The organism is Ensifer sp. GW821-FHT05G01, assembly GCF_059419585.1.
Window position 1 is genome coordinate 107,472 of record NZ_JBWKSC010000012.1, and the last position, 21,011, is coordinate 128,482.

The following is a 21,011-nucleotide window of genomic DNA, read 5'->3' on the forward strand; positions in this document are numbered from 1 at the left end:
TTCGGGCACGCGGGTCAGTTGCGCAGGGCGCGCAGCAGATGCTGCGTCGGCTGACCATCCGGCGCCAAGCCGTTCTTCGACTGGAATTCCTGGATGGCGGCCTTGGAGCCGGATCCGAAATTGCCATCGACCTCGCCGCTGTAATAGCCGAGTTCCTTCAAGCGGTTCTGCAACTCGAACTTTTCACTGATGTCGAGCGATCCGTCCGGGCGCGGCCAACGCTGCTGCATGCCGGCATAACCGGCGATCTGGTCGGCAAGAAGGCCGACGCCGAGCGCGTAGCTGTCCGACGCGTTGTAGCGCTTGATGACGAAGAAGTTCTTGGTCATCAGGAAGCCCGGACCGTCACCGCCGCTCGGCAGCTTCAGTTCGGCGCGTGAATTGCCATTGCGGAAGCCCTTGCCGTTCGGCCTGAGGAAGCCGAGCGCTGCCCATTGTGCAAGCGTCTTCGTCTGCCCCGAGTATTTCGCGGCGTTGGCCGGCGGTGCGACTTCGTAGCCCCAGGTTTCGCCCGGCTGCCAGCCGTTCTTCTTCAGGAGGTTGGCGGCCGTCGCCAGCGCGTCGGGCACCGAGTTCCAGATATCGCGATGGCCATTGCCATCAGCGTCGATCGCGTAGAGCAGATAGCTCGTCGGGATGAACTGCGTGTGCCCCATGGCGCCGGCCCAGGAGCCTGTCAGCTCGCGCGGGGTGATGTCGCCGCTCTGCAGGATTTTCAGCGCGGCGATTAGCTGTGTCTTGGCGAATTTGGCGCGCTTGGGATCGGCATAGGCAAGGGTCGCCAGCGCCCGCGGCACGTAGTGCAGACGGTCGTCCTTTTCGAGCACGGCGCCGTAGTTCGATTCCATCGACCAGATCGCCAGCAGGATCGTCTTGTCGACGCCGAAGTGCTTTTCGATTGAATTCAGCGTGCGGGCATGCTTGGCGGCCATCTCCTGGCCGATGCGCTTGGTGTAGGGGTTGACGCGGGAATCGATGTATTCCCAGATCTTGTGCTTGAATTCAGGCTGGTAATTGGCCTTTTCGATCACGGCCGCATCCGGCGTCTTCACGCCGGCAAAAGCCTTGCGATAGGTCGCCTGGGTGATGCCGCTCTTTGCAGCCGTGGCATAGAAGTTGTTGATCCAGTTCTGAAATCCGGCATCGGCGCGCGCAGGGGAGGTGCCAAGCGCGACGGCGGATAGGACGAAGGCGGCTGCGATATGACGGAAAAACGTCCTGCGGTTTCTGATCATCAGCTGTCGGTTCCGTTTCTCTGCGGAGCCTCAGCCGTCATAGCCGGGACATCTCCGCATGGTGGCAGTCTGGAGCCAGCTCAGCGGTTCGTCGACCGCCGGCGGTTCCTGTTCTCGGATCCGGCCGCAGTCGATGCAGCGCCGGATTAGGACGAATCTACAGAAACGTGGTCAACAAACCCTTTACCATGAAAAGGCCATTGCGTCTTCTCGTGGAAGAAAATGCGGTTGGGGTCGCAAATCGCATTTTTTCTGTCCCGGTTCAGCGTGCGTTCACATCGTTACGTAGAGATTGCCGCCGCACTGCAAAGCGCTGACGATTCCTTAAATTGATTTGCTTTAAGGGTTTCTACAGCAACACTCAGGATTGAAATCCTATTGAAGGAGGTACCGATGACCGACAAGCGTAAAGTCCGCAAAGCCGTGTTCCCGGTCGCTGGTCTGGGCACGCGTTTCCTGCCGGCCACCAAGGCCGTGCCGAAGGAAATGCTGACGGTGGTGGACAAGCCGGTCATTCAATATGTGGTCGACGAGGCGATGGAAGCCGGTATCGAGCATCTGATCTTCGTCACCGGCCGCAGCAAGGCCGTCATCGAGGACTATTTCGACATCCAGGTCGAACTCGACCAGACGCTGCGCGAGCGCAACAAGAAGATCGAGATCGAGCTTCTCGACAACATCCTGCCGAAGGCCGGCACCACCAGCTTCACCCGCCAGCAGGCGCCGCTCGGCCTTGGCCATGCCGTCTGGTGCGCCCGTGAACTGGTCGGCAACGAACCATTCGCGCTGTTGCTGCCCGACATGATCATGAAGGGCGAGAAGGGCTGCCTGAAGGGCATGGTCGAACTCTATGAGCAGAGCGGCGGCAATGTCATCGCGGTCGAGGAATGTGCCCCGGATCAGGCCCATAAATACGGCATCGTCGGCGTTGGCGAAAAGGTCGGCGACGGCTTCAAGATCACCAAGATGGTCGAAAAGCCCGCACCGGGAACGGCGCCGTCGAACTTCTTCATCAATGGCCGCTACATCCTGCAGCCGGAGATCTTCCCGATCCTGGAAAAGCAGGAGCGCGGCGCCGGCAATGAGATCCAGTTGACCGACGGCATGCTGAAGCTTTCCGAGAGCCAGCAGTTCGCCGCCTATCACTTCCGTGGCGAAACCTATGACTGCGGCGCCAAGGATGGCTTCATCCTTGCCAACGTCGCCTTCGCGCTGGAACGCGGCGATATCCGCCCGACCGTCGAGGGTCCGCTCAAGGCGCTGCTCAGCAGCTTGAAGTAATTTCGGTTCCGCCGAAACACGAAGGCCGCGTCCCGTTGGGGCGCGGCCTTTTCTTTGTAAACTGTCGCCGGCGCGCGGCCATGAAAGGTCCGGCCCCTGGCTCAACGCCTGAGGACGAGACCGACGCCGACGCGGGTAATGTCCGTGGGATCGCCGACGTCGCGCACGGTGCGCTCATAGCTGACGTCGCCGGTCAATGCGAGATAACGGTTCATGTCCCAGGTGAGGCCCGCCCCGGTGCGCCAGGTCGTCTCGTCGGAGGAGCGGTTATCCGAGGGGTATTTGCGGATGATCAGGGTGTTGGACAGTCGCGCGACGAGATCCGAGCGCATCTCGTGGGTGATGAGGTTGAGCAGGGTGTAGTCGATCGAGCCGGAATCGCCCGCAGTGGTCGACGGGTTGAGACCGGTCGATAGTCCGAAGAGGACGTCCGTGCCGCGCTGCGGCGACCAGTCGAGGCGACCGTCGATCGACAGGCCGCTGACGTCGCTCAACCGATCATCCTCGAAGCTATAGGTTTCGTAGCCGAGAGCGATCTCGCCGTTGAGCTTCTCGCCGAAGTCGACCTCCAGGCCGCCTCGTGTCGCGTAGCTTTGATAGGATCGCTCGAAGCCGAGCGTGTCCTGGCGAAGATCGTAGATCGACCTGCCGACCGCGGCCTCGATGAACGGGATCAAGGCCGGCGACATTTCGTAACCGACCCGTGCCGTCACGGTACCGCTGTTGCGGTTTCGGTCTTCAACGGAAAGCGTCGTGCCGTTTTCCAGTTCCACGTTACCATAGGTCTGCCGTTCGAGATCGAGCCCGACAGAGCCGCGGATGAGGCCGAAATCGCGCTCGATCGCGGCGCCCAGCCGATAGGTGTTGACGCCTGACTGGGTCTTTGCATTGGAGATCGCATTCGGATCGTCCGCGTCTTCGCGGTAGAAGCTGTAGCCCGCCCGCAGGCGCGCAATGGTTTCATCCCAGAGATCCAGGCGCAGTTCCGCGTGGATATCGGCGCGGGGTTCTTCCTCGCCTTCGCCGGAAATGTTGTTTTGTATGACGCCGGCGCCGGTGACCGTCAGTGCGTGGCGGGACCAGTCAGACGTTAACGTGCCGCGGATGCCGGTTTCCAGGTAGCCGCGGTTCTGCTTGGTATCGCCGTCCTTGCGCCATTCATGGTTCAGCGTTTCGCCGATCTCAGGCCGAAGGGTGAAGGTGCCGATGCGAACGCCGGTCGCCCTTTCTTCATCCGGATCTATTCGCGTCCGCAATCCGTCGATTGTTGGTTCGCGACGGTTGAGGCGGATGAGATCTTCATCGGAAGCCGGTGACAGGTCATCAGTGCTGACGGCACCCGTCGTCTGCGGATCCGATATCGCCGGCATCGTGGTCGCGGTGCCGGGTGCAACGACGCCAGGGGGCGTGGAATTGGCGACGGTCTGGGCGTGCGACGACAGCGGAGCGGCAAGCGCCGTGCCAGCCAGCAACAACGCCATCAGCGTAAAACGCCGGGCGTGTCTTCCGGTCGAGCATAAGTCGTCTGGCACCATCTGCCGTTTGTCCGCGAGCCTGATTGCAATCCTTTCGCAATCGTAAAGCCGCGTGGTTAACCAATCGTTTCCAAACGGGAAAAACCCTTTAGTGACGGGAAGATGGCAATGCTTCGATGAAGAGCCGCTTCGAATGCGCCCGCGGGCCTTAGGCGCTTTCGACCGTCAGGCTGCGTCCATGGCTGGCCACGATGCGCACGCGCGTGCCGGCGGGCAGATCCGGGCCTTCGACGATCCAGATCGTATCGTCCAGCCGCACCCGTCCGTGACCTTCGGCGATCGGCTTTTCAAGCACGGCCGTTCGGCCGACGAGGCTCTGTGCCCGCTGATTGAGCAGGGGCTCGTCCGTCTCCCTGGCGGACGACGAGACGAAATGACGTCCGAGGAGGACGGAGATGATCGACAGAAGCGCAAAGACGACGAACTGGACCTGCCAGCCCCACACGATCGTGTCCCACAGCAACAGCGACAGCGCGCCGGTGATCAGCGCGGCAATCGCGATCCAGATGAGGAAGACACCTGGTGCAACGACTTCGGCGGCCAGCAGGACAAGTCCGAGAACCCACCAGCTCCAGGGGCCGAGTTCAAGGATGATGCGCTGGACCATCGCTTATTTCCCCTGGGGTTCGAACGGGCCGGTGCGCGGGGTCGTCGTTGGGCGCTGACGGGCGGCGGGCGCTTGATTGTCGCCGAACACTTCCTTGGCGATCGCGCCGATGCCGCCGAGCGACCCGATCAGGGCTGACGCTTCCATCGGCATCAGGACGATCTTCTGATTGTTGGCAGTGCCGATCGCGGCGAGCGCTTCGGTGTATTTCTGGGCGACGAAGTAGTTGATCGCCTGGACATCGCCGGCAGCAATCGCGGCCGACACCATCTGCGTTGCCTTGGCCTCGGCTTCCGCCAGACGTTCGCGCGCCTCAGCGTCGCGGAAGGCGGCCTCGCGCTGGCCTTCGGCCTGCAGGATCGCCGACTGCTTGGCACCTTCGGCACGCAGGATCTGGGCGTTTCTCGAACCTTCGGCTTCCAGCACCTGGGCGCGCTTCTCGCGCTCGGCCTTCATCTGTCGCGCCATGGCATCGACGAGGTCCTTCGGTGGCGCGATGTCCTTAATTTCGACGCGGGTGATCTTGATGCCCCAGGGGTTGGCGGCGTCATCGACGACGCGCAGCAGCTTCTCGTTGATGGTGTCACGGTTCGACAGCAGCTCGTCAAGGTCCATGGAGCCCATGACCGAGCGGATGTTGGTCATCGTCAGGTTAAGAATGGCGTTCTGGAGATCCGACACCTGGTAGGCAGCCTGGGCTGCGTTCAGCACCTGATAGAAGGCGACCGCATCGGCCGAAACGCTGGCATTGTCCTTGGTGATGACTTCTTGAGTCGGAACATCGAGGACCTGCTCCATCACGTTCATCTTGGCGCCGATGCGGTCGATGAACGGGACGATGATGTTGAGGCCCGGTTCCATCGTCTTGGTATAACGGCCGAAGCGCTCAACCGTGTAGCGATAGCCCTGCGGCACCGTCTTGATTCCGGCAAAGAGAACCAGAACGACGAGGACCACAAATGCGATGACCGCAATATCCATACCGCCCAACGACAAGTCCGCCATGATCACAACCCCAGTTTGAGAGTGGCACTCTAACCCAGACGTGGGGATCGGTCAGTCGAATTCAACCGGCTGCCACAGATTTCGGCTTCAAAGCCAGCCGCTTAGCTCCCGGCGCACGACGTGTTCGAGAACCGTCATGCCCTCTTCGCTGTCGTTGAGGCAGGGAATGTGCGCGAATTTCTCGCCGCCATTGTGATGGAAGCTTTCGGCCGCCTGCTCGGCGATCTCCTCGAGCGTTTCCAGACAGTCGGATACAAAGCCGGGGTTGATCACCGCGATGCGCTTGATGCCGTCCTGAGCCAGCTTCTCGACTGTCTTGTCGGTATAGGGCTGCAGCCATTCTTCGGGACCGAAGCGGGACTGGAAGGTGACTTGCAGCTTGTCCTTCGACCAGCCGAGCTTTTCGCGCAGCAGGCGCGCGGTCTTCTGGCACTGGCAATAATAGGGATCGCCCTTGTCGAAGTAGCTCTTCGGGATGCCATGGAAGGAGGTGAGCACCACTTCCGGCTCCCAGTCGAGCGTCGCCAGGTGCCGGGTGATCGAACTGGCGAGAGCGTCGATATAGACAGGATCGTCATGATAGGGCGGCACGGTGCGCAAGGCCGGTTGCCAGCGCATCTTGAGCAGCGCCTCGAATGCCTTGTCGTTGACGGTGGCGGTGGTTGCCGCGGCGTATTGCGGATAGAGCGGGAACACCAGGATGCGCTCGCATCCGGCCTTCTGCAGCGCCTCCATCCGCGAGGCAATCGAAGGCTGGCCGTAGCGCATGCCCCAATCCACCACGATATGCGGCTGATCGGCGAAGGTCTTGGCCATCAAGGTCGCCTGGTTGCGGGTGTAGGTGCGCAGATAGCTCTCGTTCAGATCCTTGTTCCAGATCATCTCATAGGCTTTGCCGACCTTGCCGGGGCGGGTGTTGAGAACGATGCCGTAGAGGATCGGATACCAGAACAGCCGCGACCATTCGATGACGCGGCGGTCGCTCAGGAACTCTCTGAGATAGCGGCGCATCGACGTGTAGTCGGTACCATCGGGCGTGCCGAGATTGACGAGCAGCACGCCGACCTTTCCGGACTTGACGGGCGGGTGGTTGGCGGGAGCGGTCTCGGCGAGTGGCATCATCATATCGGTCCTCATGGGCCCTTATACGTCGGGACATGGTCTTCGGTTCATGTCCTTCTAAAAAGAAATGCCGGCGCGGGGAAGCCCGCGCCGGCATCCGAAGCAGAGGCAAATTGTCTTATTTTGCCGGAATCTCCAGTTCGGTGCCGACATGCAGATGGCGCGGGGCCGGCTTGCCGTTGGCAGCCGAGATCTTCGCCCAGAGGGCACCATCGCCGTAGAACGCCTTGGCGAGATCCCAAAGCGTGTCGCCCTTGGCGATCACGTGCTTCTGCGGACCGGAGGCCGGCGTGGTCGCGGCGGCACCGGCTGCAGGCTGCGTTGCCGTTGCATCGGTCGCCGGCTTGGCTTCCGTTGCCGGTGCCTCGGTCGTTGCGCCGGCGGCGGCAGCGACCTCGGTGATGCGGCCATCGGTATAGGGCTTGAACGGCTGGTGAGCGGCAAGATAGTCGGCCAGAACGGTTTCGAGACCCGGACCGTAATCATAGGCATTCTCGCCCTTGGTCTTGAACACGTCGTAGCCGTCGCCGCCATTGCGCATGTAGTTGTTGGTGACGAGCGAATAGGTCTTGGCCGGATCGAGCGGACCGTAAGCCTCTCCGTCCTTCACCTCTACCGAGACGACACGGCTGCCGACCGGCTTCGAGCGGTCGAAGGAATACTTCAGGCCGGCGACCTGCGGGAAGCGGCCACCCGCCTCTTCGAGCTTGCTCAGGCCATTCTCGAGCGCTGTCTGGATGTCGGCGCCCTTCAGCTGGAACGTCGCAACCGTGTTCTGGAACGGCAGCACGGTGATCGCTTCGCCCATCGAGACGTCGCCGGCATCGATCGAGGCGCGCAGGCCGCCGCCATTGGTGATGGCGATCGTCACGCCCTGGCCCTTGACGCGGTCAAGCATGGCGTCGGCGACGAGGCTGCCCATTTCGCATTCCTTGGCGCGGCAATTGTCACGCGAACCATCGATCGGCGCTTCGGTCTTGCCGATGATCTTGGAGCGGAGTTCCTCGATCGGCTTGGCGAGTTCGGCGACGCGGGTCAGTACCGACTGATCCGGCTTGATCGAGCTGTCGACCAGGATTGGGTCGCCCTTGGCGGCCTTCACCACGCCCTTGTCGTCGAAGGTGACGACGAGGTCGCCGAGATACTTCGAATAGGAGGCGGCCTGGACGACGGGGACCTTGTAGCCGCCGGGGTTGTCGACCATCGTCGGGTAGGGGCCTTCGGCCTTTTCGTCGGTGTTCGAGAGCAGGCTGTGCGAGTGGCCGCCGACAACGACGTCGACATCGGGGATCTTGGCGATCGCCGCAAGGTCGCGCGGGTAGCCGACGTGGGTGAGCGCGATGATCTTGTCGACGCCCTGCTTCTTCAGCTCCTCGACCGCGGCGGTTGTGGTGGCGACGTCGTCGCCGATCAGGATGTCCGGGCCGGGTGAGGAAAGCTCAGGCGTGTCGTTGGCCACGGCGCCGACGATGCCGACCTTCTGACCACCCACTTCCAGAACGATCGACGGCTTGATCCGGTCGCCGATCTTCGACTTGTAGCTCGGCAGCACGTTGGCGGTGACGACGGGGAATTCGACCTTTTCGAGGAAGCCGACAAGGCCATCCTCGCTCTCGTCAAACTCATGGTTGCCGACGGTCATGGCGTCGAACTTCATCAGGTTGAGGAATTCGGCTTCAGCCAGCCCCTTGTAGGTAGTGAAGAACAGCGAACCCTGGAAGTTGTCGCCGGCGTTCAGGAGCAAGACGTTCTTGCCCGACAGGTCCTGGCGCTTCTGGTCGATCAGGGACTTCAGGCGTGCAACACCGCCGAAGCACTCGTTCTTGCCTTCCTCCTCAGCCGAGCAGGTCGAATCGAACTTGTTGATCGATTCGATGCGGGAGTGGAGATCGTTGATGTGCAGGATGTTCAGTTCATAATCGGCGAAGGCTGCGCCCGAGGAGAGGGCAAAAATGGACGCGGTCATCAGGCCGGTCCGCATGTGTCTGATCATGATGTTCTCCTGTTTTGCCTGTTGTCTTCCGGCCGATCGCGGATCCGGGTTACGGATCTGGTCCCCACAGCCGGGGTGGCTTTGCCGGGGCGGATGTTTTCATCACTTCGGGGCGAGTTCAAGCGTTAAAGCCATCCTCCGGTTGCCGGATCTGCAACTAGGGTTAAGTCATACAACAGCAACAAAAAAAGCCCCCTTGCGGAGGCTTTGATTTGTGTGCCGAAGACAGTCTCAGCCGCGTCGCGCCAGCGAGAACTGGGCGCCGGCATCGGTGGTGCAGTTGAGCTGGCTCTGGGTGACCAGCGCGCAATTGACCTTGGATTGGGTGTTGCGCACCAGCGAGGTCATGTTGATCTCGACGAGTGTCGGGCTCAGCTTGACGTAGTTGCCGGAAGCCAGCAACTGGTTGCTGTCGGTCGTGCGGGTCGAGAAGGTGCCGCCTGCAAAGGTCGACACGATGCCATTCGGATCCGTCCATGAGCCTTCGACACCCGATGCCTGGCGAGCGGGCGGTGCCCCTCCAACTTCCCGGGGCGACGACTGGCAGGATGCCAGGGCCGCGGCGGTCGCGAGAAGGGTCAGAATTGCGAATGGCTTCATTGGCGATTTCCCTCGCTTGGTGCCGAGCGTCCGTTTCATTTCGCCGAACCATGCCGCGATCAAGAGTTGAAAGCAAGAGCGGTCGGGCCGGCGTGCCGGGCTTTTCCCATATGGACAAAAAAAGCCCGGGGCGAAAATGCCCCGGGCCGTATGCTTCGTAATGTCAGCGGTTTAGCGAACGAGGATGTTCTTGAACTGCCAGGGATCCTTGGTGTCGATGTCTTCCGGGAACAGGCCCGGGCGACCGTCGAGCGGGGTCCAGTCGGTGTAGTGGCCTTCGACCGGGCCGAGATAGGGCAGCTGCACTTCGAGGCAGCGCTTGTAGTCCACCTCGTCGGCTTCAACGATGCCGGCCTTCGGGTTCTCGATCGCCCAGACCATGCCGGCCAGAACCGCAGAGGTGACCTGCAGACCGGTGGCGTTCTGGTAGGGGGCGATGCGGCGGGTCTCTTCCAGAGACAGGCGCGAGCCGAACCAGTAGGCATTCTTGTCGTGGCCGTAGAGCAGCACGCCCAGTTCGTCGACGCCTTCAACGAGTTCCTTCTCGTCGAGAACGTGATGGACCGGCTGCGCATTGCCGCCATTGCCGAACATTTCGTGCAGCGACAGCACGGCATCGTTGGCCGGATGGTAGGCATAGTGGCAGGTCGGGCGATAGGTGACTTCGCCGTCCTTGTCGCGCACGGTGAAGAAGTCGGCGATCGAGATCGACTCGTTGTGAGTGACGAGGAAGCCATACTGCGGGCCCGGCGTCGGGCACCAGCTGCGCACGCGGGTGTTGGCGCCCGGCTGCTCCAGATAGATGGCGGCCTTGCAGCCCTTCTTGTGCTTCTTGGCGTTCTTCGGCATCCAGTTCTCGTGGGTGCCCCAGCCGAGTTCGGCCGGCTGCAGACCTTCGGAGATGAAGCCTTCGACCGACCAGGTGTTCCAGAAGACGTTGAGCGGCTTCGGCTTCTTGGTCAGCTGGGTGTCGCGCTCGGCGATGTGAATGCCCTTGACGCCGACCTTCTTCATCAGCTTGGCCCAGCCTTCGCGGTCATCCTGATGCGGCTCGTCGAACTTCACGCCGAGATCGTTGGCGAGGTTCAAGAGGCCCTGTTTGACGAACCACGAGACCATGCCCGGGTTGGCGCCGCAGGTCGAAACGGCCGTGGTGCCGCCCGGGTTCTTTTCTTTTTCCTTGCGCAGCGTTTCGCGCAGGGCGTAGTTGGTGCGCGAGGCATTGTCCATTTCGGCATCGAAGTAGAAGCCGAGCCACGGCTCGACGACCGTGTCGATGTAGAGAACGTCGAGCTTGCGGCACATCTTGATCAGGTCGACCGAACCGGTGTCCACCGACAGGTTGACGCAGAAGCCCTGGCCTTCGCCTTCGGTCAGAAGCGGCTTCAGGAGTTCCTTGTAGTTGTCCTTCGTCACATGCGCGCGAACGTGGCGCACGCCGTGGCGCTCGAAGATCTCGTTGTCGGCAGCATCCTCACGGGGCTCGATCACGATCAACCGGTTCTTGTCGTATTTGAAGTGGCGCTCGATCAACGGCAAGGTGCCGCGGCCGATCGAACCGAAGCCGATCATGACGATCGGGCCGGTGATCTCGCCGTAAACCGGATAGGTGGTGTCTGCCATTTTGGTCTTACTCCTGAGGAAACTTTCCCTGAGACGGTGTTGAAAGTGTCTGAAAATGAGGCTCGCGCCGTGTGATAGGCCCTAGAGCACAGTTTGCTGTCACAATAAAGGGCCGGCGGGTCAACGCTGATCTGCGATATTGTTTAACCAGCGATGGACAGTAGGGCCGAAATCAGGGCATCGCGCTTGCTGACGAGGCCCTTGTAGGCCGCCTGCGGCAGGTCGAGCGCGCGCAATTGTTCGACGAAGGAAAGGGCCAGCGTGGCGGCATCATCCCTCTGTCGCAAAAGAGCCAGAGGGTCGGAATAGATGCGGATGGTGAAGACGATTGCGCCGGTCTGGGGCAGTTTTCTGAGCGTCTGGCGCTCGATGCGGATGAACGCGCTTTCTTCGGTCAGGCCGATGGCGGTTGCCGAGTGGCTTTCGGATTTCGACTTGGGCAGATGCAGGGAACCATCGACATTGACAGCCCAGTTGAAGCGCTCGACGAAACGGCCGGGCGGCAGGTTGTCGAACATGCGGGCGATGAGTTCGGCATTGCGCGTGCCGTGCTCGAAACCGGGAACCGGGGCGTGGATCTCATCCATCGTGCGCCCGAACTTTTCCGCGAGCGACCAGGATGAGGGGAAAGCGATATAGGCAGCGCCCAGGCGCCAGCCGCGATCGCCGCGCTGCATGATCGCCAGATCGTCCTGAATGAGCGAGCCAGCAATCACAAGCGGGTCGTCGCCCGACAGCGCCACCCGTCGCCCGCCGACCATCATGGCATCGCCATCTTGACAGTAGAGGCCGGGATATCGTGCCGGCAGATACTCGCAGAGGGTCTGCAACACTTCGCTCTGCGCCTGCTGCGTCCCGTTTTCGGTAACGAAAACGGTATCGCGCGACTGCGCGAGCAGCTGGGCTTTCTGGTCGAGATAGTGCTGTAGCTGGTCGTCCGGCTCGATCCAGCGATCGGGATCAAGTTGGGTGAGGCCGATGGTAAAGGGCTTGGAGGAACCGTCGTAGGGCGTGTGTTTCATGCGCGATGACCGGATCATTCTCGCGATTTAACCATAATACCTTTCGTTTCGCATGGGCCGAAGCTTGTCACAAGCACTTCGTGCTATAGCTTTCATACAATCATCCGCTACGCGCCATGATTGTTGTTTCCTTGCCCGACCTGGAGGCGTTGCAGACTGAACGTGACCGGCGACCACATCAAGACTCTCATGGGCCTGCAGGCCCAAACGCCCGTGCTGATGGCTCTCTACGATCAGCACGACCGGCTGCAATTTGCCAACGAGGCTTTTCGCGCCGCCTATTTCGTCGACGCGGAGGAGACGCCGACCTGGGCCGACATCATGCGGCGCAACCACGCGGCCAGTCGTGGCACGGTTCTTTCGACCAACGACATCGAAGGCTGGATAGCATCGACAATGCATCGGCGCGGCAAGGTTCCGTTTCGGGCGATGGAGACCGACCTGCATGACGGCCGCTGGCTATGGATGACGGAAACCGTCGATGCCAAGGGACACATGCTGTGCGTTGCCGTCGACATCACGACCGTCCGCGTCGAGGAGCGTGCCTTGCGCCAGGACCGCGATTTCGCGCTCAGGGCCTCGCAGGTCGACGAACTGACCAATGTTCCCAACCGGCGCCACACCATGGGGCGGCTCGGCGAGTTCATCGCCAATTGCGCCCAGAACCCGCATATGTGGGGCTGCGTCGCCATCATCGACATCGACTATTTCAAGGCGATCAACGACCGCTACGGCCACCATCAGGGTGACGAGGTGCTGCTCGATTTTGCCCGCCAGATGCAGGAATTCGTGCGCCGCTCCGATTGCTTCGGCCGCATCGGCGGCGAAGAGTTCATGCTGATCCTGCCCGACACCACGATCAGCGAAGGCAACATGATCCTCGACCGCCTGCTCGACAAGGTGCGCAGCGCCAGGCCGCTCGCGAGCATTCCGGAGTTCTACTACACCTGTTCGGTGGGGCTGGCCGAGTACCGGGAAGGCGACGGCGTCAAGGACATCTATGCGCGCGCCGACGAGGCGCTTTACCTCGCCAAGCGCGACGGGCGCGACCGGGTGAAGCGCTATACCCTGCCGGGCTCAGACCCCGAGCTTCGCCCGGATCAGGCCCCGTAGCGAATTGCCGACATAGAGTTGGCCGCGTGCCAGATCGTCTGGTGACAGGCGGGCGACGCGCGCCTGCCGCTGGCAGATGAGTTCGGTCCTGAGCACGCCGGCCAGGAGCCCGCAGGCGATCGGCGGCGTTTTCAGCGTGCCGCTGCCGTCGTCGAGGAAGATCGAGGTGATCGTCCCCTCGCACACCTCGCCCTTCTCATTGAGAAGGAGAACTTCGTCGACCTCCGATACCGGATACTCGCCGCGCGCCGCCTCATAGACGCCACGCCGCGTGGTCTTGACCCGCAGGAGCTTGTCTTCGGACGAGAGCGGCGTCTCAGCGAGACGCACGCGCCAGACTGTGTCTGCAGCAAGAGGCGTGAAAGCTGCCGTGGTCACGGCGATTGCGCCATGCCGGTCGAGCGTCAACCTTATGCGCAGGGGAACAGTCGCGCCCTCGACGGCCTTCTGCAGCTCTGCCTGCGCCCGGTCGTGGCCGGAAAAACCCAGTCTGCGCGCCGACCGCTCCAGGCGGGCGAGATGCAATCTCAACCGGACGAAGCCGTCATCGGGCTCGTAGCGCAACGTCTCGATCAGCGAGAACTCCGTCATCGGGCGATCTCGGCATCGCCGATGGCGAAGCGCGCCTTGAGCAGGCATTCGTCATATTCGGACTGGGCGCTGGAATCAAAGACGATGCCGCCGCCAACATTGAACACGGCCTCGCCGTCGGCAAACAGCGAGATGGTGCGGATCGCGACGCTGAAGCGCATGACGCCGTTCGGCGCGATGAAACCGATCGCACCGCAATAGGCATCACGCGGGCCGTCTTCGAGATCGTGCAGGATTTCCATTGCCCGCATCTTCGGCGCGCCGGTGATCGAGCCGCAGGGAAAGAGCGCCGTGAAGATATCGGTGATGCCGACATCAGGTCGCAGTTTCGCCCGGACATGGCTGACCATCTGATGAACGGTCGGATAGGTCTCGATGTCGAAGAGTTTCGGCACGTCGAGCGTTCCGACCTCGGTGATGCGCGAGATGTCATTGCGCAGGAGGTCGACGATCATGCGGTTCTCGGCCTGCGTCTTCTCGTCGGCGCGCATCGCGGCGATGATCTCGGCATCTTCCTCTGCCGAAGCACCACGTTTCGCCGTGCCCTTCATCGGATGCGTTTCGATCCATCGCTCAGCATCAACGCGGAAGAAAAGCTCGGGCGAGCGCGAGACGAGGATCGGGCCATCCAGCGCCACGAGGGCGCCGTACTTGACCGGCTGACGCTCGATGAGCGACCAGAAGGCGGCCCGCGGGTCGCCGGACCAGCGGGCGCGGATCGGCATGGTCAGGTTCGCCTGATAACAATCGCCCTGGCGCAGGTGCTGATGCAGGCGCCCGAACCGCTCGCGATAGGTGGGAAAATCCCAGGCGGCACGCGGTTCGGCAAGAAAAGGCTCGTTCTCGATCCGGCGTTGCGGTTCGGCGAGCGGATGGTCGTCGCTCGGTGCGTCGAAGATGCCGAAGGACATCAACGGCGTTTCGCGATCCTCCTCGGCAAAGGGGGTGAGCTTCTCCTCGAACAGATGGCCGGCCTCGTAGGCCATGAAGCCGGCAATCCATTTGCCGGCCGCGTGGGCACGTTCGAGCTCGGCAAGGCCACGGTGGAATTCGGCCTTGGTCCGCGCCGTGACGATGCGCTCCGGATCAGTGAAAACCGTGGTCCGGTTTTCACTGTCGTCCCGGAAAAGCACATAGGGTGCATTTTCGTTCATCGATGCCGCTTTGCTGACAGCCTATTCAGTGGTCGACCACGGGTTCGCCGCGGATCACGCCTTATCAAGCGCCTCGAGTTCGTCGATCAGCCCTTCGATCATCGACAGACCCTGTGCCCAGAACGACGGATCGGTGGCGTCGAGGCCAAAGGGAGCCAGCAACTCCGAATGGTGCTTGGTGCCGCCGGCCTTCAGAAGCTCGAAGTACTTCGCCTGGAAGCCCTTTTCGGCGTTCTGGTAGACGGCATAGAGCGAGTTCACCAGGCAATCGCCGAAGGCATAGGCATAAACATAGAAGGGCGAGTGGATGAAATGCGGGATATAGGCCCAGTAGGTCTCGTAGCCCTCGGAAATCCGGATCGCCGGCCCGAGGCTTTCCGCCTGCACCGAAATCCACAGATTGCCGATATCCTCGGCGGTCAGTTCGCCTTCCTTGCGCGCCGTATGCAGCTTGCGCTCGAATTCGTAGAAGGCGATCTGGCGCACGACCGTATTGATCATGTCCTCGACCTTCTGGGCGAGCATGGCCTTGCGCTCGCGCTTGTCCTTGGTCTGGTCGAGAAGCGCGCGGAAGGTCAGCATTTCGCCAAAGACTGACGCGGTCTCGGCAAGGGTCAGGGGCGTCGAAGCCATCAATGCGCCCTGTTCGCCGGCGAGCACCTGGTGCACGCCGTGGCCAAGCTCGTGGGCGAGCGTCATCACGTCGCGCGGCTTGCCCATGTAGTTGACGAGCACGTAGGGGTGCGCCGACGGAACGGTCGGGTGGGCGAAGGCGCCGGGCGCCTTGCCGGGGCGCACCGGCGCATCAATCCAGCTGTCGTCGAAGAAGCGGCGGGCGATCGCGGCCATTTCGGGATCGAAGGCGTGATAGGCAGAAAGCACCGTGTCCTTTGCCTCGTTCCAGGAGATCAGCGCGTTCGGCGTTTCCGGCAGCGGTGCGTTGCGGTCCCAGAAATCCATCTGTTCCATGCCGAGCCACTTGGCCTTCATGGCGTAGTAGCGATGCGAAAGGCGCGGATAGGCTGTCTTGACCGCTTCTGCGAGCGCATCGACGACCTCGCGTTCGACCCGATTGGCCAGATGCCGGCTGTCGGCGATATCTTCGAAGCCGCGCCAGCGATCCGAGATTTCCTTGTCCTTGGCGAGCGTGTTGGTGATCAGCGTGAAGGTGCGGATGTTGGCCCTGAAGGTTTCGGCAAGCGCCATCGCCGCCTTCTTGCGCACTTCGGTCGACGGATCCTGCAGCAGGTTCAACGCCACTTCGAGCGGCATCGTCTCGCCGTCGATGGTGAAGGTCAGAGACGCCATGGTCTCGTCGAACAGGCGGTTGAAGGCGGCCGGTCCGGTCATCGACTTCTCGAGGAAAAGCTGCTCGAGCTTGTCGTCGAGCTGGTAGGGCTTGTCCTTGCGCAGGTCGAGAAGCCAGGGCTTGTAGTGCGCAGCCAGGCTGTCGTTGGTAAGTGCTGCGTCGATCACGGCATCGTCGATGCGGTTGAGTTCCAGCGAGAAGAACAGGAGATGTGCCGACATGTCGGTCAGCTTCGACTGCACGTCGCCATAGAGCTTGCCGTTTTCCGGCTTGGAGGTGTCGGAGAAATAGGTGAGGCCGGCAAAGGACGCGATGCGTCCCATAATGTCTTCCAGTGCCTCGAATTCCTTGACGGCGGCGCCGATGCCGTCGTTGCCTGCCTTCTCCGCGGCGGCAGCGAGCTTGCCTTTCCACTTGGCCTCGAACGCGATGGAATCCGCTTCGGCCTTCTTCATGTCCGAGCGGAAGGCGTCCGAGGTTGCGGACGGATAGAGATCCTCCAGCCGCCAGGAGGGCAGATCGCCGAGCCCGGCCGCAGCGCCCTGGGCGGGGCCGGCGGCGGCATGCACGACGGTTTTCTCGAGGGCGAAGGTGCGGAAGGTCATCGTCGGATTTCTCTCGTTCGTGGCAGGAAGAGGCAAGCGATACGGGTCCCATTGCTATCGCCGGCAATGGATAAAATGCAAGCATTTCTCAAAAGATGATGTTCAGCCCTTTATGGCACAGATGCCTGACGTGATTTGGCACATGACGTTGGCCAAAAGTACCGCGTGTCCAAAGCAGGAGGCTTCCGTGACATCACACATTCTTGTCATCGATGACGATCCGGTGCAGCGCCGGTTGCTGACGAACATGATCGAGCGTCTCGGTCATGTCGCGCATCTCGCCGACAATGGCCGCAGCGGCCTGGAGCTGCTGGAGCGCAAGGGCGGCATCATCAACGTCATCCTTCTCGACTTGCTGATGCCCGAAATGAACGGCCACGGCTTTCTCGATGCGCTGGCGGAACGGGGCGTCGATACGCCCGTGATCGTGCAGACCGGGCAGGGCGGCATCGAAACCGTCGTCCATGCGATGCAGGCCGGTGCCTTCGACTTCCTGGTCAAGCCGGTTTCGCCCGAGCGGCTGTCTGTGGCGCTCGGCAATGCATTGAAGATGGCGAGCCGCGACGGCAAGGTCAAAACCTCGCGCCGCCCGCGCGGCGGCGCTGTCGGCTTCGATGACGTCGTGTCGGCGAGCCCAGCGATGATCCGGGTGATCGATCTTGCCCGACGGGCTGCGCAATCCAACATTCCGATCGTGCTCGAAGGCGAATCGGGCGTCGGTAAGGAAATGGTGGCGCGGGCGATCCAGGCAGCCAGCGACCGCTCGGGCAAGCCGTTCATCACCGTCAACTGCGGCGCCATCCCGCACAATCTGGTCGAGAGCATTCTTTTCGGCCACGAGAAGGGCGCCTTTACCGGTGCCTCCGAAAAGCACAGCGGCAAATTCGTTGATGCCGATGGCGGCACGCTGTTCCTCGACGAGATCGGTGACCTGCCGCTTGAAGTGCAGGTGAAGCTGTTGCGTGCGGTGCAGCAGGGCGAAATCGAGACGATCGGCGCGCGCCATCCGCATCGGGTCAACGTGCGGCTGATCTCGGCGACCAACAAGGACCTCATCAACGAGGTGCGCGAGGGCCGGTTCCGCGAGGATCTCTATTATCGTCTCAACGTCTTTCCGATCACCATTCCGGCGTTGCGCCGGCGCAAGGAGGACATTCCGGTTCTTGTGCGCTCGTTCGTCGACCGGTTCGCATCCGAGCAGAGGCTCAGCACGCCGCTCACCGTTTCGAGCGGTGCGATGGCACTGCTCACCGCCTATGACTGGCCGGGCAATATCCGCCAGCTGGAGAACGCAATCTTCCGCGCGGTCGTTCTGGCCGAAGGCGGCGAGCTGACCGTCAAGGACTTCCCGCAGATCGCGACGCAGATCCCCGGCTACGTCGTTTCCGACCGCTCCGGCTTTTCCTGGGGCGATGCCGGGCCTGAGCGCCCCGCAGCTGTCGACCCGGCTGCAAACGTCTACCCCGATTACGCCAGCGCGGCGAAATCGATGGAGGCCGATGCATCTCACGACGGCCGTATGGAGAACGCAATTGCCAGCGTCGACGAGGGTGGAGACGTGCGCAAGCTTGCCGAAGTGGAGGAGGAACTGATTCGTTTTGCGCTGAAATTCTATCGGGGCCAGATGAGCCAGGTGGCCCGTAAACTCGGTATCGGCCGGTCGACGCTCTACCGAAAACTCAAGGATTACGGCATCGACCCCGACAATCCCCTGCGCGAGGCGGCATAAAATCGACGCATTCACGATTCATTAGCCGTGCAATTCGATCACTGCCGTTTAGACCTTGTTAGTGAAGTATTCACTATATTATAAGGGGCGGTGACGACTGTGGCATATATGCCATGCTGTCACCTTATTTGACAGTCATCTGAGACAGCGAAGCACGGTTGTCCGTCGGACGGGGATTGAATGCCAAATTTGTTCGGTTTTAAGAAGCCTCTCGGCTCCTTAGCTAGCAGACTCTGCTCGGCGATGACCCGTAAGGTGCCGCAGGTTCTGACATCCATCGCCCTCGCGGTATCGCTGGTTACCCCTGGCATGGCGCCTCCCGTCGAGGCTGCCGGCCAGACGCGCACGCTCAAGCTCTATTTCATCCATACGCAGGAAAAGGCGCAGATCACCTTCAAGCGCAACGGTCGCTACGACCCGAAGGGCCTGCAGCAGATCAACAGGTTCCTGCGCGACTGGCGTCGCAACGAGCCGACAAAGATGGATCCGCGCCTGCTCGACCTCGTGTGGGAAGTCTATACCAAGAGCGGCTCGCGCGATTACATCCACGTTGTGTCAGCCTATCGTTCGCCGGCCACCAACGGCATGCTGCGCTCGCGCTCCAAGGGCGTTGCCAAGAAAAGCCAGCACATGCTCGGCAAGGCGATGGACTTTTACATCCCCGACGTGAAGCTGAAGACGGTGCGTGAAATCGGCATGAAGTTCCAGGTTGGTGGCGTTGGCTACTATCCGACGTCGGGTTCTCCGTTCGTGCACATGGATGTCGGCGGCGTTCGCGCCTGGCCGCGCATGACCCGCAACGAACTCGCCCGTCTCTTCCCCGACGGCAAGACCATGCATGTTCCTTCCGACGGCAAACCGCTGCCGGGCTATAACCAGGCCGTTGCCGACTACAAGCGTCGTGTCGGCGCTTCGGCGATCGAAGTTGCCGGTGGCGGCGCCAAGGCGGGCGATGCCGAGAGCGGCAAGCGCCGCGGCAACCTGTTTGCCATGCTCTTTGGCGGTGGCGGCGACGAGGATGAAGAACCCACGGCAATCGCAGCCGGTCCGGGCTCCGACGACGAAGGCGGTGAAGCGCCGGCCAAGGTGCAGACGGCTTCGGCCCCCGCCGCTCAGGAAGCGCTGCCTGGCGTCGCCGGTTCCGTTGCCGCCGAGCAGCAGCCGACGGTTGCTGCCGATCAGAACATCAATGCGCCGGTTCCAGCCGTTCGTCCGGCCTTCAAGGATCCTTCGGATGGTGGCGTAGCGGTGGCACTGGTGGCGCCGCAGAAGAACGCCGCGCAGGACGCGCTGGCTGCTGCCCTGCCGCAGACGCCTGAAATGCCGAGCGAATTTGCCGACCTGGCTTCGGTCAAGGTGCCGGTTCCGCAGATGCTCGATCGTGGTGGTGTGAACGCTGCTGCCGGCGAAACGCTTGTCGCCTCGGTCGATCCGCTGGCAACCGACATGCAGGCGCTCGGCTTCGTGCCTGTGCCGGCCATGCGCCCGGCTGGCGATGCGGCCCTTGCCGCTGTCGCGGACGCCAAGGTTGCGGTCCCTGCCTTTGCAGAGCGTCCGGTTCTGGCCTCTGCCGAGCCGCCGCGTGATACCGCGGCCCAGGCATCGACACGTGTCGCACTTGCAGCCCCGACACCGGCCGAGCGCGAGCCGGTGCGGCAGCCGGTGGAAATGGCTGCCTATGCGCCGCAGGCCTCGACGAATGGTCGTGCCAATGCCTTTGACGGCGCCTTCGATACCCAGGCGGAAGCCCCGGTAAAGAGTGGCCGTCCGAAGAAGCACGATGCTGAGGCTGCGACCCGTTCGTCGGTTCGCACCGAGCCGAAGCTGACGAAGAAGATCATCTCCGAATGGGCGCTTTCGGCCGGCCGTGTCGCCACGCTTTCCAAGCCCGTGAAGGCACCGCGCTTCGTCTCAAAGACGCTGCGGACCGCCCCGACGACAGTTTATGCAGCTGGTTTCAACAGCACAGCCGGAACAACGGTCGATACGGCCCGCTTCAGCGGCAACGCCGTCAACTTCATGGAAGTGAAGAAGTTCAGCACCAACTGAGCTTCACGCAACCGAGACCCAACAAAAAACCCGCCGGCGAGAACCGGCGGGTTTTTTGTTGAAGATTGCAGAAGAAATTATTCTTCTTCGGCAGCGGCCGGGATCATGCCGAGCGCCTGCAGGTAGGTGTCGAGGATCGCTTCCTGCTCCATGCGCTCGTCGGCGTCCTGCTTGCGGATGGAGATGACCTTGCGCAAGATCTTGGCATCGAAGCCGGTGGACTTGGCTTCGCCGTAGACGTCCTTGATGTCGTCTGCGATGGTCTTCTTTTCTTCTTCCAGGCGCTCAATCCGTTCGATGAAAGCGCGGAGCTGGTCGCGTGCGACGCCGTGTGCATCTGACATGGTCTTCTCCTTTTGCGGGGAATGAAATTCTTGGGTGCCGTGACGTGCCGCGAACGGCGGCCAAGGTCAAGGGCCATTGCGCAACAACGCCGGC

The 21,011-nt window shown here is 61.9% G+C and carries 17 protein-coding genes; 4 read left to right on the plus strand and 13 right to left on the minus strand.

Features of this window, described 5'->3' with window-relative positions:
• Positions 1–14: 14 nt before the first annotated feature.
• Entirely contained in the window at positions 15–1,235 is a 1,221-nt protein-coding gene (locus AC07UR_RS25610; RefSeq protein ID WP_173423646.1) for a lytic murein transglycosylase, read from the minus strand.
• Between the two features lie 393 nt (positions 1,236–1,628).
• Here AC07UR_RS25610 and galU point away from each other — a divergent pair, with 393 nt between their 5' ends.
• A complete protein-coding gene (gene galU / locus AC07UR_RS25615; RefSeq protein WP_173423645.1) occupies positions 1,629–2,516 on the plus strand; it encodes a UTP--glucose-1-phosphate uridylyltransferase GalU in 888 nt (295 codons plus the stop codon).
• A gap of 101 nt (positions 2,517–2,617) precedes the next feature.
• On the opposite strand, the gene AC07UR_RS25620 is transcribed toward galU, so the two are convergent.
• The 8 genes from AC07UR_RS25620 to AC07UR_RS25655 form a co-directional block, all read right to left on the minus strand.
• Positions 2,618–3,997, minus strand: a complete 1,380-nt coding sequence (locus tag AC07UR_RS25620) for an outer membrane beta-barrel protein (protein WP_234941983.1) — start codon at positions 3,995–3,997, stop codon at positions 2,618–2,620.
• A gap of 202 nt (positions 3,998–4,199) precedes the next feature.
• Positions 4,200–4,658 carry an NfeD family protein gene (locus tag AC07UR_RS25625; RefSeq protein ID WP_173423643.1) on the minus strand — a complete coding sequence of 153 codons (459 nt, stop codon included), beginning with the start codon at positions 4,656–4,658 and terminating at the stop codon, positions 4,200–4,202.
• A 3-nt stretch (positions 4,659–4,661) separates the two neighbouring features.
• Positions 4,662–5,648 carry an SPFH domain-containing protein gene (locus AC07UR_RS25630; RefSeq protein ID WP_173423809.1) on the minus strand — a complete coding sequence of 329 codons (987 nt, stop codon included), beginning with the start codon at positions 5,646–5,648 and terminating at the stop codon, positions 4,662–4,664.
• A gap of 102 nt (positions 5,649–5,750) precedes the next feature.
• Positions 5,751–6,782: a ferrochelatase gene (gene hemH / locus AC07UR_RS25635; RefSeq protein WP_173423808.1), complete on the minus strand. Its 1,032-nt coding sequence runs from the start codon at positions 6,780–6,782 to the stop codon at positions 5,751–5,753.
• Positions 6,783–6,903: 121 nt separating this feature from the next.
• Positions 6,904–8,778, minus strand: coding sequence for a bifunctional metallophosphatase/5'-nucleotidase (locus AC07UR_RS25640; protein ID WP_209791592.1), 1,875 nt, complete (start codon positions 8,776–8,778; stop codon positions 6,904–6,906).
• Between the two features lie 231 nt (positions 8,779–9,009).
• Positions 9,010–9,378 carry an outer membrane lipoprotein Omp10 gene (omp10, locus tag AC07UR_RS25645; protein ID WP_173423641.1) on the minus strand — a complete coding sequence of 123 codons (369 nt, stop codon included), beginning with the start codon at positions 9,376–9,378 and terminating at the stop codon, positions 9,010–9,012.
• Between the two features lie 171 nt (positions 9,379–9,549).
• The gene (locus tag AC07UR_RS25650) at positions 9,550–11,001 is read right to left on the minus strand and encodes a homospermidine synthase (protein ID WP_115419241.1); all 1,452 of its coding nucleotides are present in this window, start codon (positions 10,999–11,001) and stop codon (positions 9,550–9,552) included.
• Between the two features lie 143 nt (positions 11,002–11,144).
• Positions 11,145–12,023 (minus strand): heme-dependent oxidative N-demethylase family protein, encoded by an 879-nt coding sequence (locus AC07UR_RS25655; RefSeq protein WP_412728401.1) that lies wholly within the window; start codon positions 12,021–12,023, stop codon positions 11,145–11,147.
• A gap of 162 nt (positions 12,024–12,185) precedes the next feature.
• Between AC07UR_RS25655 and AC07UR_RS25660 the strand changes: the two genes are divergently transcribed.
• Positions 12,186–13,136, plus strand: coding sequence for a GGDEF domain-containing protein (locus AC07UR_RS25660; RefSeq protein ID WP_173423639.1), 951 nt, complete (start codon positions 12,186–12,188; stop codon positions 13,134–13,136).
• On the opposite strand, the gene AC07UR_RS25665 is transcribed toward AC07UR_RS25660, so the two are convergent.
• Genes AC07UR_RS25665 through AC07UR_RS25675 form a run of 3 tightly spaced genes read right to left on the minus strand, consistent with a single transcriptional unit; the run spans position 13,101 to position 16,795 of the window.
• The gene (locus AC07UR_RS25665; protein ID WP_209791594.1) at positions 13,101–13,727 is read right to left on the minus strand and encodes an aminotransferase class IV family protein; all 627 of its coding nucleotides are present in this window, start codon (positions 13,725–13,727) and stop codon (positions 13,101–13,103) included. The genes AC07UR_RS25660 and AC07UR_RS25665 overlap by 36 nt on opposite strands.
• Positions 13,724–14,881 carry an aminodeoxychorismate synthase component I gene (locus AC07UR_RS25670; protein ID WP_209791596.1) on the minus strand — a complete coding sequence of 386 codons (1,158 nt, stop codon included), beginning with the start codon at positions 14,879–14,881 and terminating at the stop codon, positions 13,724–13,726. The genes AC07UR_RS25665 and AC07UR_RS25670 overlap by 4 nt, the downstream gene beginning before the upstream one ends.
• Before the next feature lie 54 nt (positions 14,882–14,935).
• Positions 14,936–16,795, minus strand: a complete 1,860-nt coding sequence (locus tag AC07UR_RS25675; RefSeq protein WP_173423636.1) for a M3 family oligoendopeptidase — start codon at positions 16,793–16,795, stop codon at positions 14,936–14,938.
• A gap of 187 nt (positions 16,796–16,982) precedes the next feature.
• Here AC07UR_RS25675 and AC07UR_RS25680 point away from each other — a divergent pair, with 187 nt between their 5' ends.
• Together AC07UR_RS25680 and AC07UR_RS25685 are read left to right on the plus strand one after the other, a co-directional pair.
• Positions 16,983–18,524: a sigma-54-dependent transcriptional regulator gene (locus AC07UR_RS25680; protein WP_173423635.1), complete on the plus strand. Its 1,542-nt coding sequence runs from the start codon at positions 16,983–16,985 to the stop codon at positions 18,522–18,524.
• 180 nt (positions 18,525–18,704) lie between these two features.
• A complete protein-coding gene (locus AC07UR_RS25685; RefSeq protein ID WP_209791598.1) occupies positions 18,705–20,573 on the plus strand; it encodes a peptidoglycan L,D-endopeptidase MepK in 1,869 nt (622 codons plus the stop codon).
• Positions 20,574–20,650: 77 nt separating this feature from the next.
• On the opposite strand, the gene AC07UR_RS25690 is transcribed toward AC07UR_RS25685, so the two are convergent.
• Positions 20,651–20,917, minus strand: a complete 267-nt coding sequence (locus AC07UR_RS25690; protein ID WP_025424796.1) for a DUF2312 domain-containing protein — start codon at positions 20,915–20,917, stop codon at positions 20,651–20,653.
• Positions 20,918–21,011: the final 94 nt, after the last annotated feature.

Excerpts from the sequence above, each read along its gene's own strand:
- AC07UR_RS25675 (WP_173423636.1), bottom strand. The coding sequence starts at position 16,795 with ATGACCTTCCGCACCTTCGCCCTCGAGAAAACCGTCGTGCATGCCGCC.
- AC07UR_RS25620 (WP_234941983.1), bottom strand. The coding sequence starts at position 3,997 with ATGGCGTTGTTGCTGGCTGGCACGGCGCTTGCCGCTCCGCTGTCGTCG.
- AC07UR_RS25650 (WP_115419241.1), bottom strand. The coding sequence starts at position 11,001 with ATGGCAGACACCACCTATCCGGTTTACGGCGAGATCACCGGCCCGATC.
- AC07UR_RS25625 (WP_173423643.1), bottom strand. The coding sequence starts at position 4,658 with ATGGTCCAGCGCATCATCCTTGAACTCGGCCCCTGGAGCTGGTGGGTT.
- galU (WP_173423645.1), top strand. The coding sequence starts at position 1,629 with ATGACCGACAAGCGTAAAGTCCGCAAAGCCGTGTTCCCGGTCGCTGGT.
- hemH (WP_173423808.1), bottom strand. The coding sequence starts at position 6,782 with ATGCCACTCGCCGAGACCGCTCCCGCCAACCACCCGCCCGTCAAGTCC.
- AC07UR_RS25610 (WP_173423646.1), bottom strand. The coding sequence starts at position 1,235 with ATGATCAGAAACCGCAGGACGTTTTTCCGTCATATCGCAGCCGCCTTC.
- AC07UR_RS25640 (WP_209791592.1), bottom strand. The coding sequence starts at position 8,778 with ATGATCAGACACATGCGGACCGGCCTGATGACCGCGTCCATTTTTGCC.
- AC07UR_RS25690 (WP_025424796.1), bottom strand. The coding sequence starts at position 20,917 with ATGTCAGATGCACACGGCGTCGCACGCGACCAGCTCCGCGCTTTCATC.
- AC07UR_RS25670 (WP_209791596.1), bottom strand. The coding sequence starts at position 14,881 with ATGAACGAAAATGCACCCTATGTGCTTTTCCGGGACGACAGTGAAAAC.
- omp10 (WP_173423641.1), bottom strand. The coding sequence starts at position 9,378 with ATGAAGCCATTCGCAATTCTGACCCTTCTCGCGACCGCCGCGGCCCTG.
- AC07UR_RS25655 (WP_412728401.1), bottom strand. The coding sequence starts at position 12,023 with ATGAAACACACGCCCTACGACGGTTCCTCCAAGCCCTTTACCATCGGC.
- AC07UR_RS25665 (WP_209791594.1), bottom strand. The coding sequence starts at position 13,727 with ATGACGGAGTTCTCGCTGATCGAGACGTTGCGCTACGAGCCCGATGAC.
- AC07UR_RS25685 (WP_209791598.1), top strand. The coding sequence starts at position 18,705 with ATGCCAAATTTGTTCGGTTTTAAGAAGCCTCTCGGCTCCTTAGCTAGC.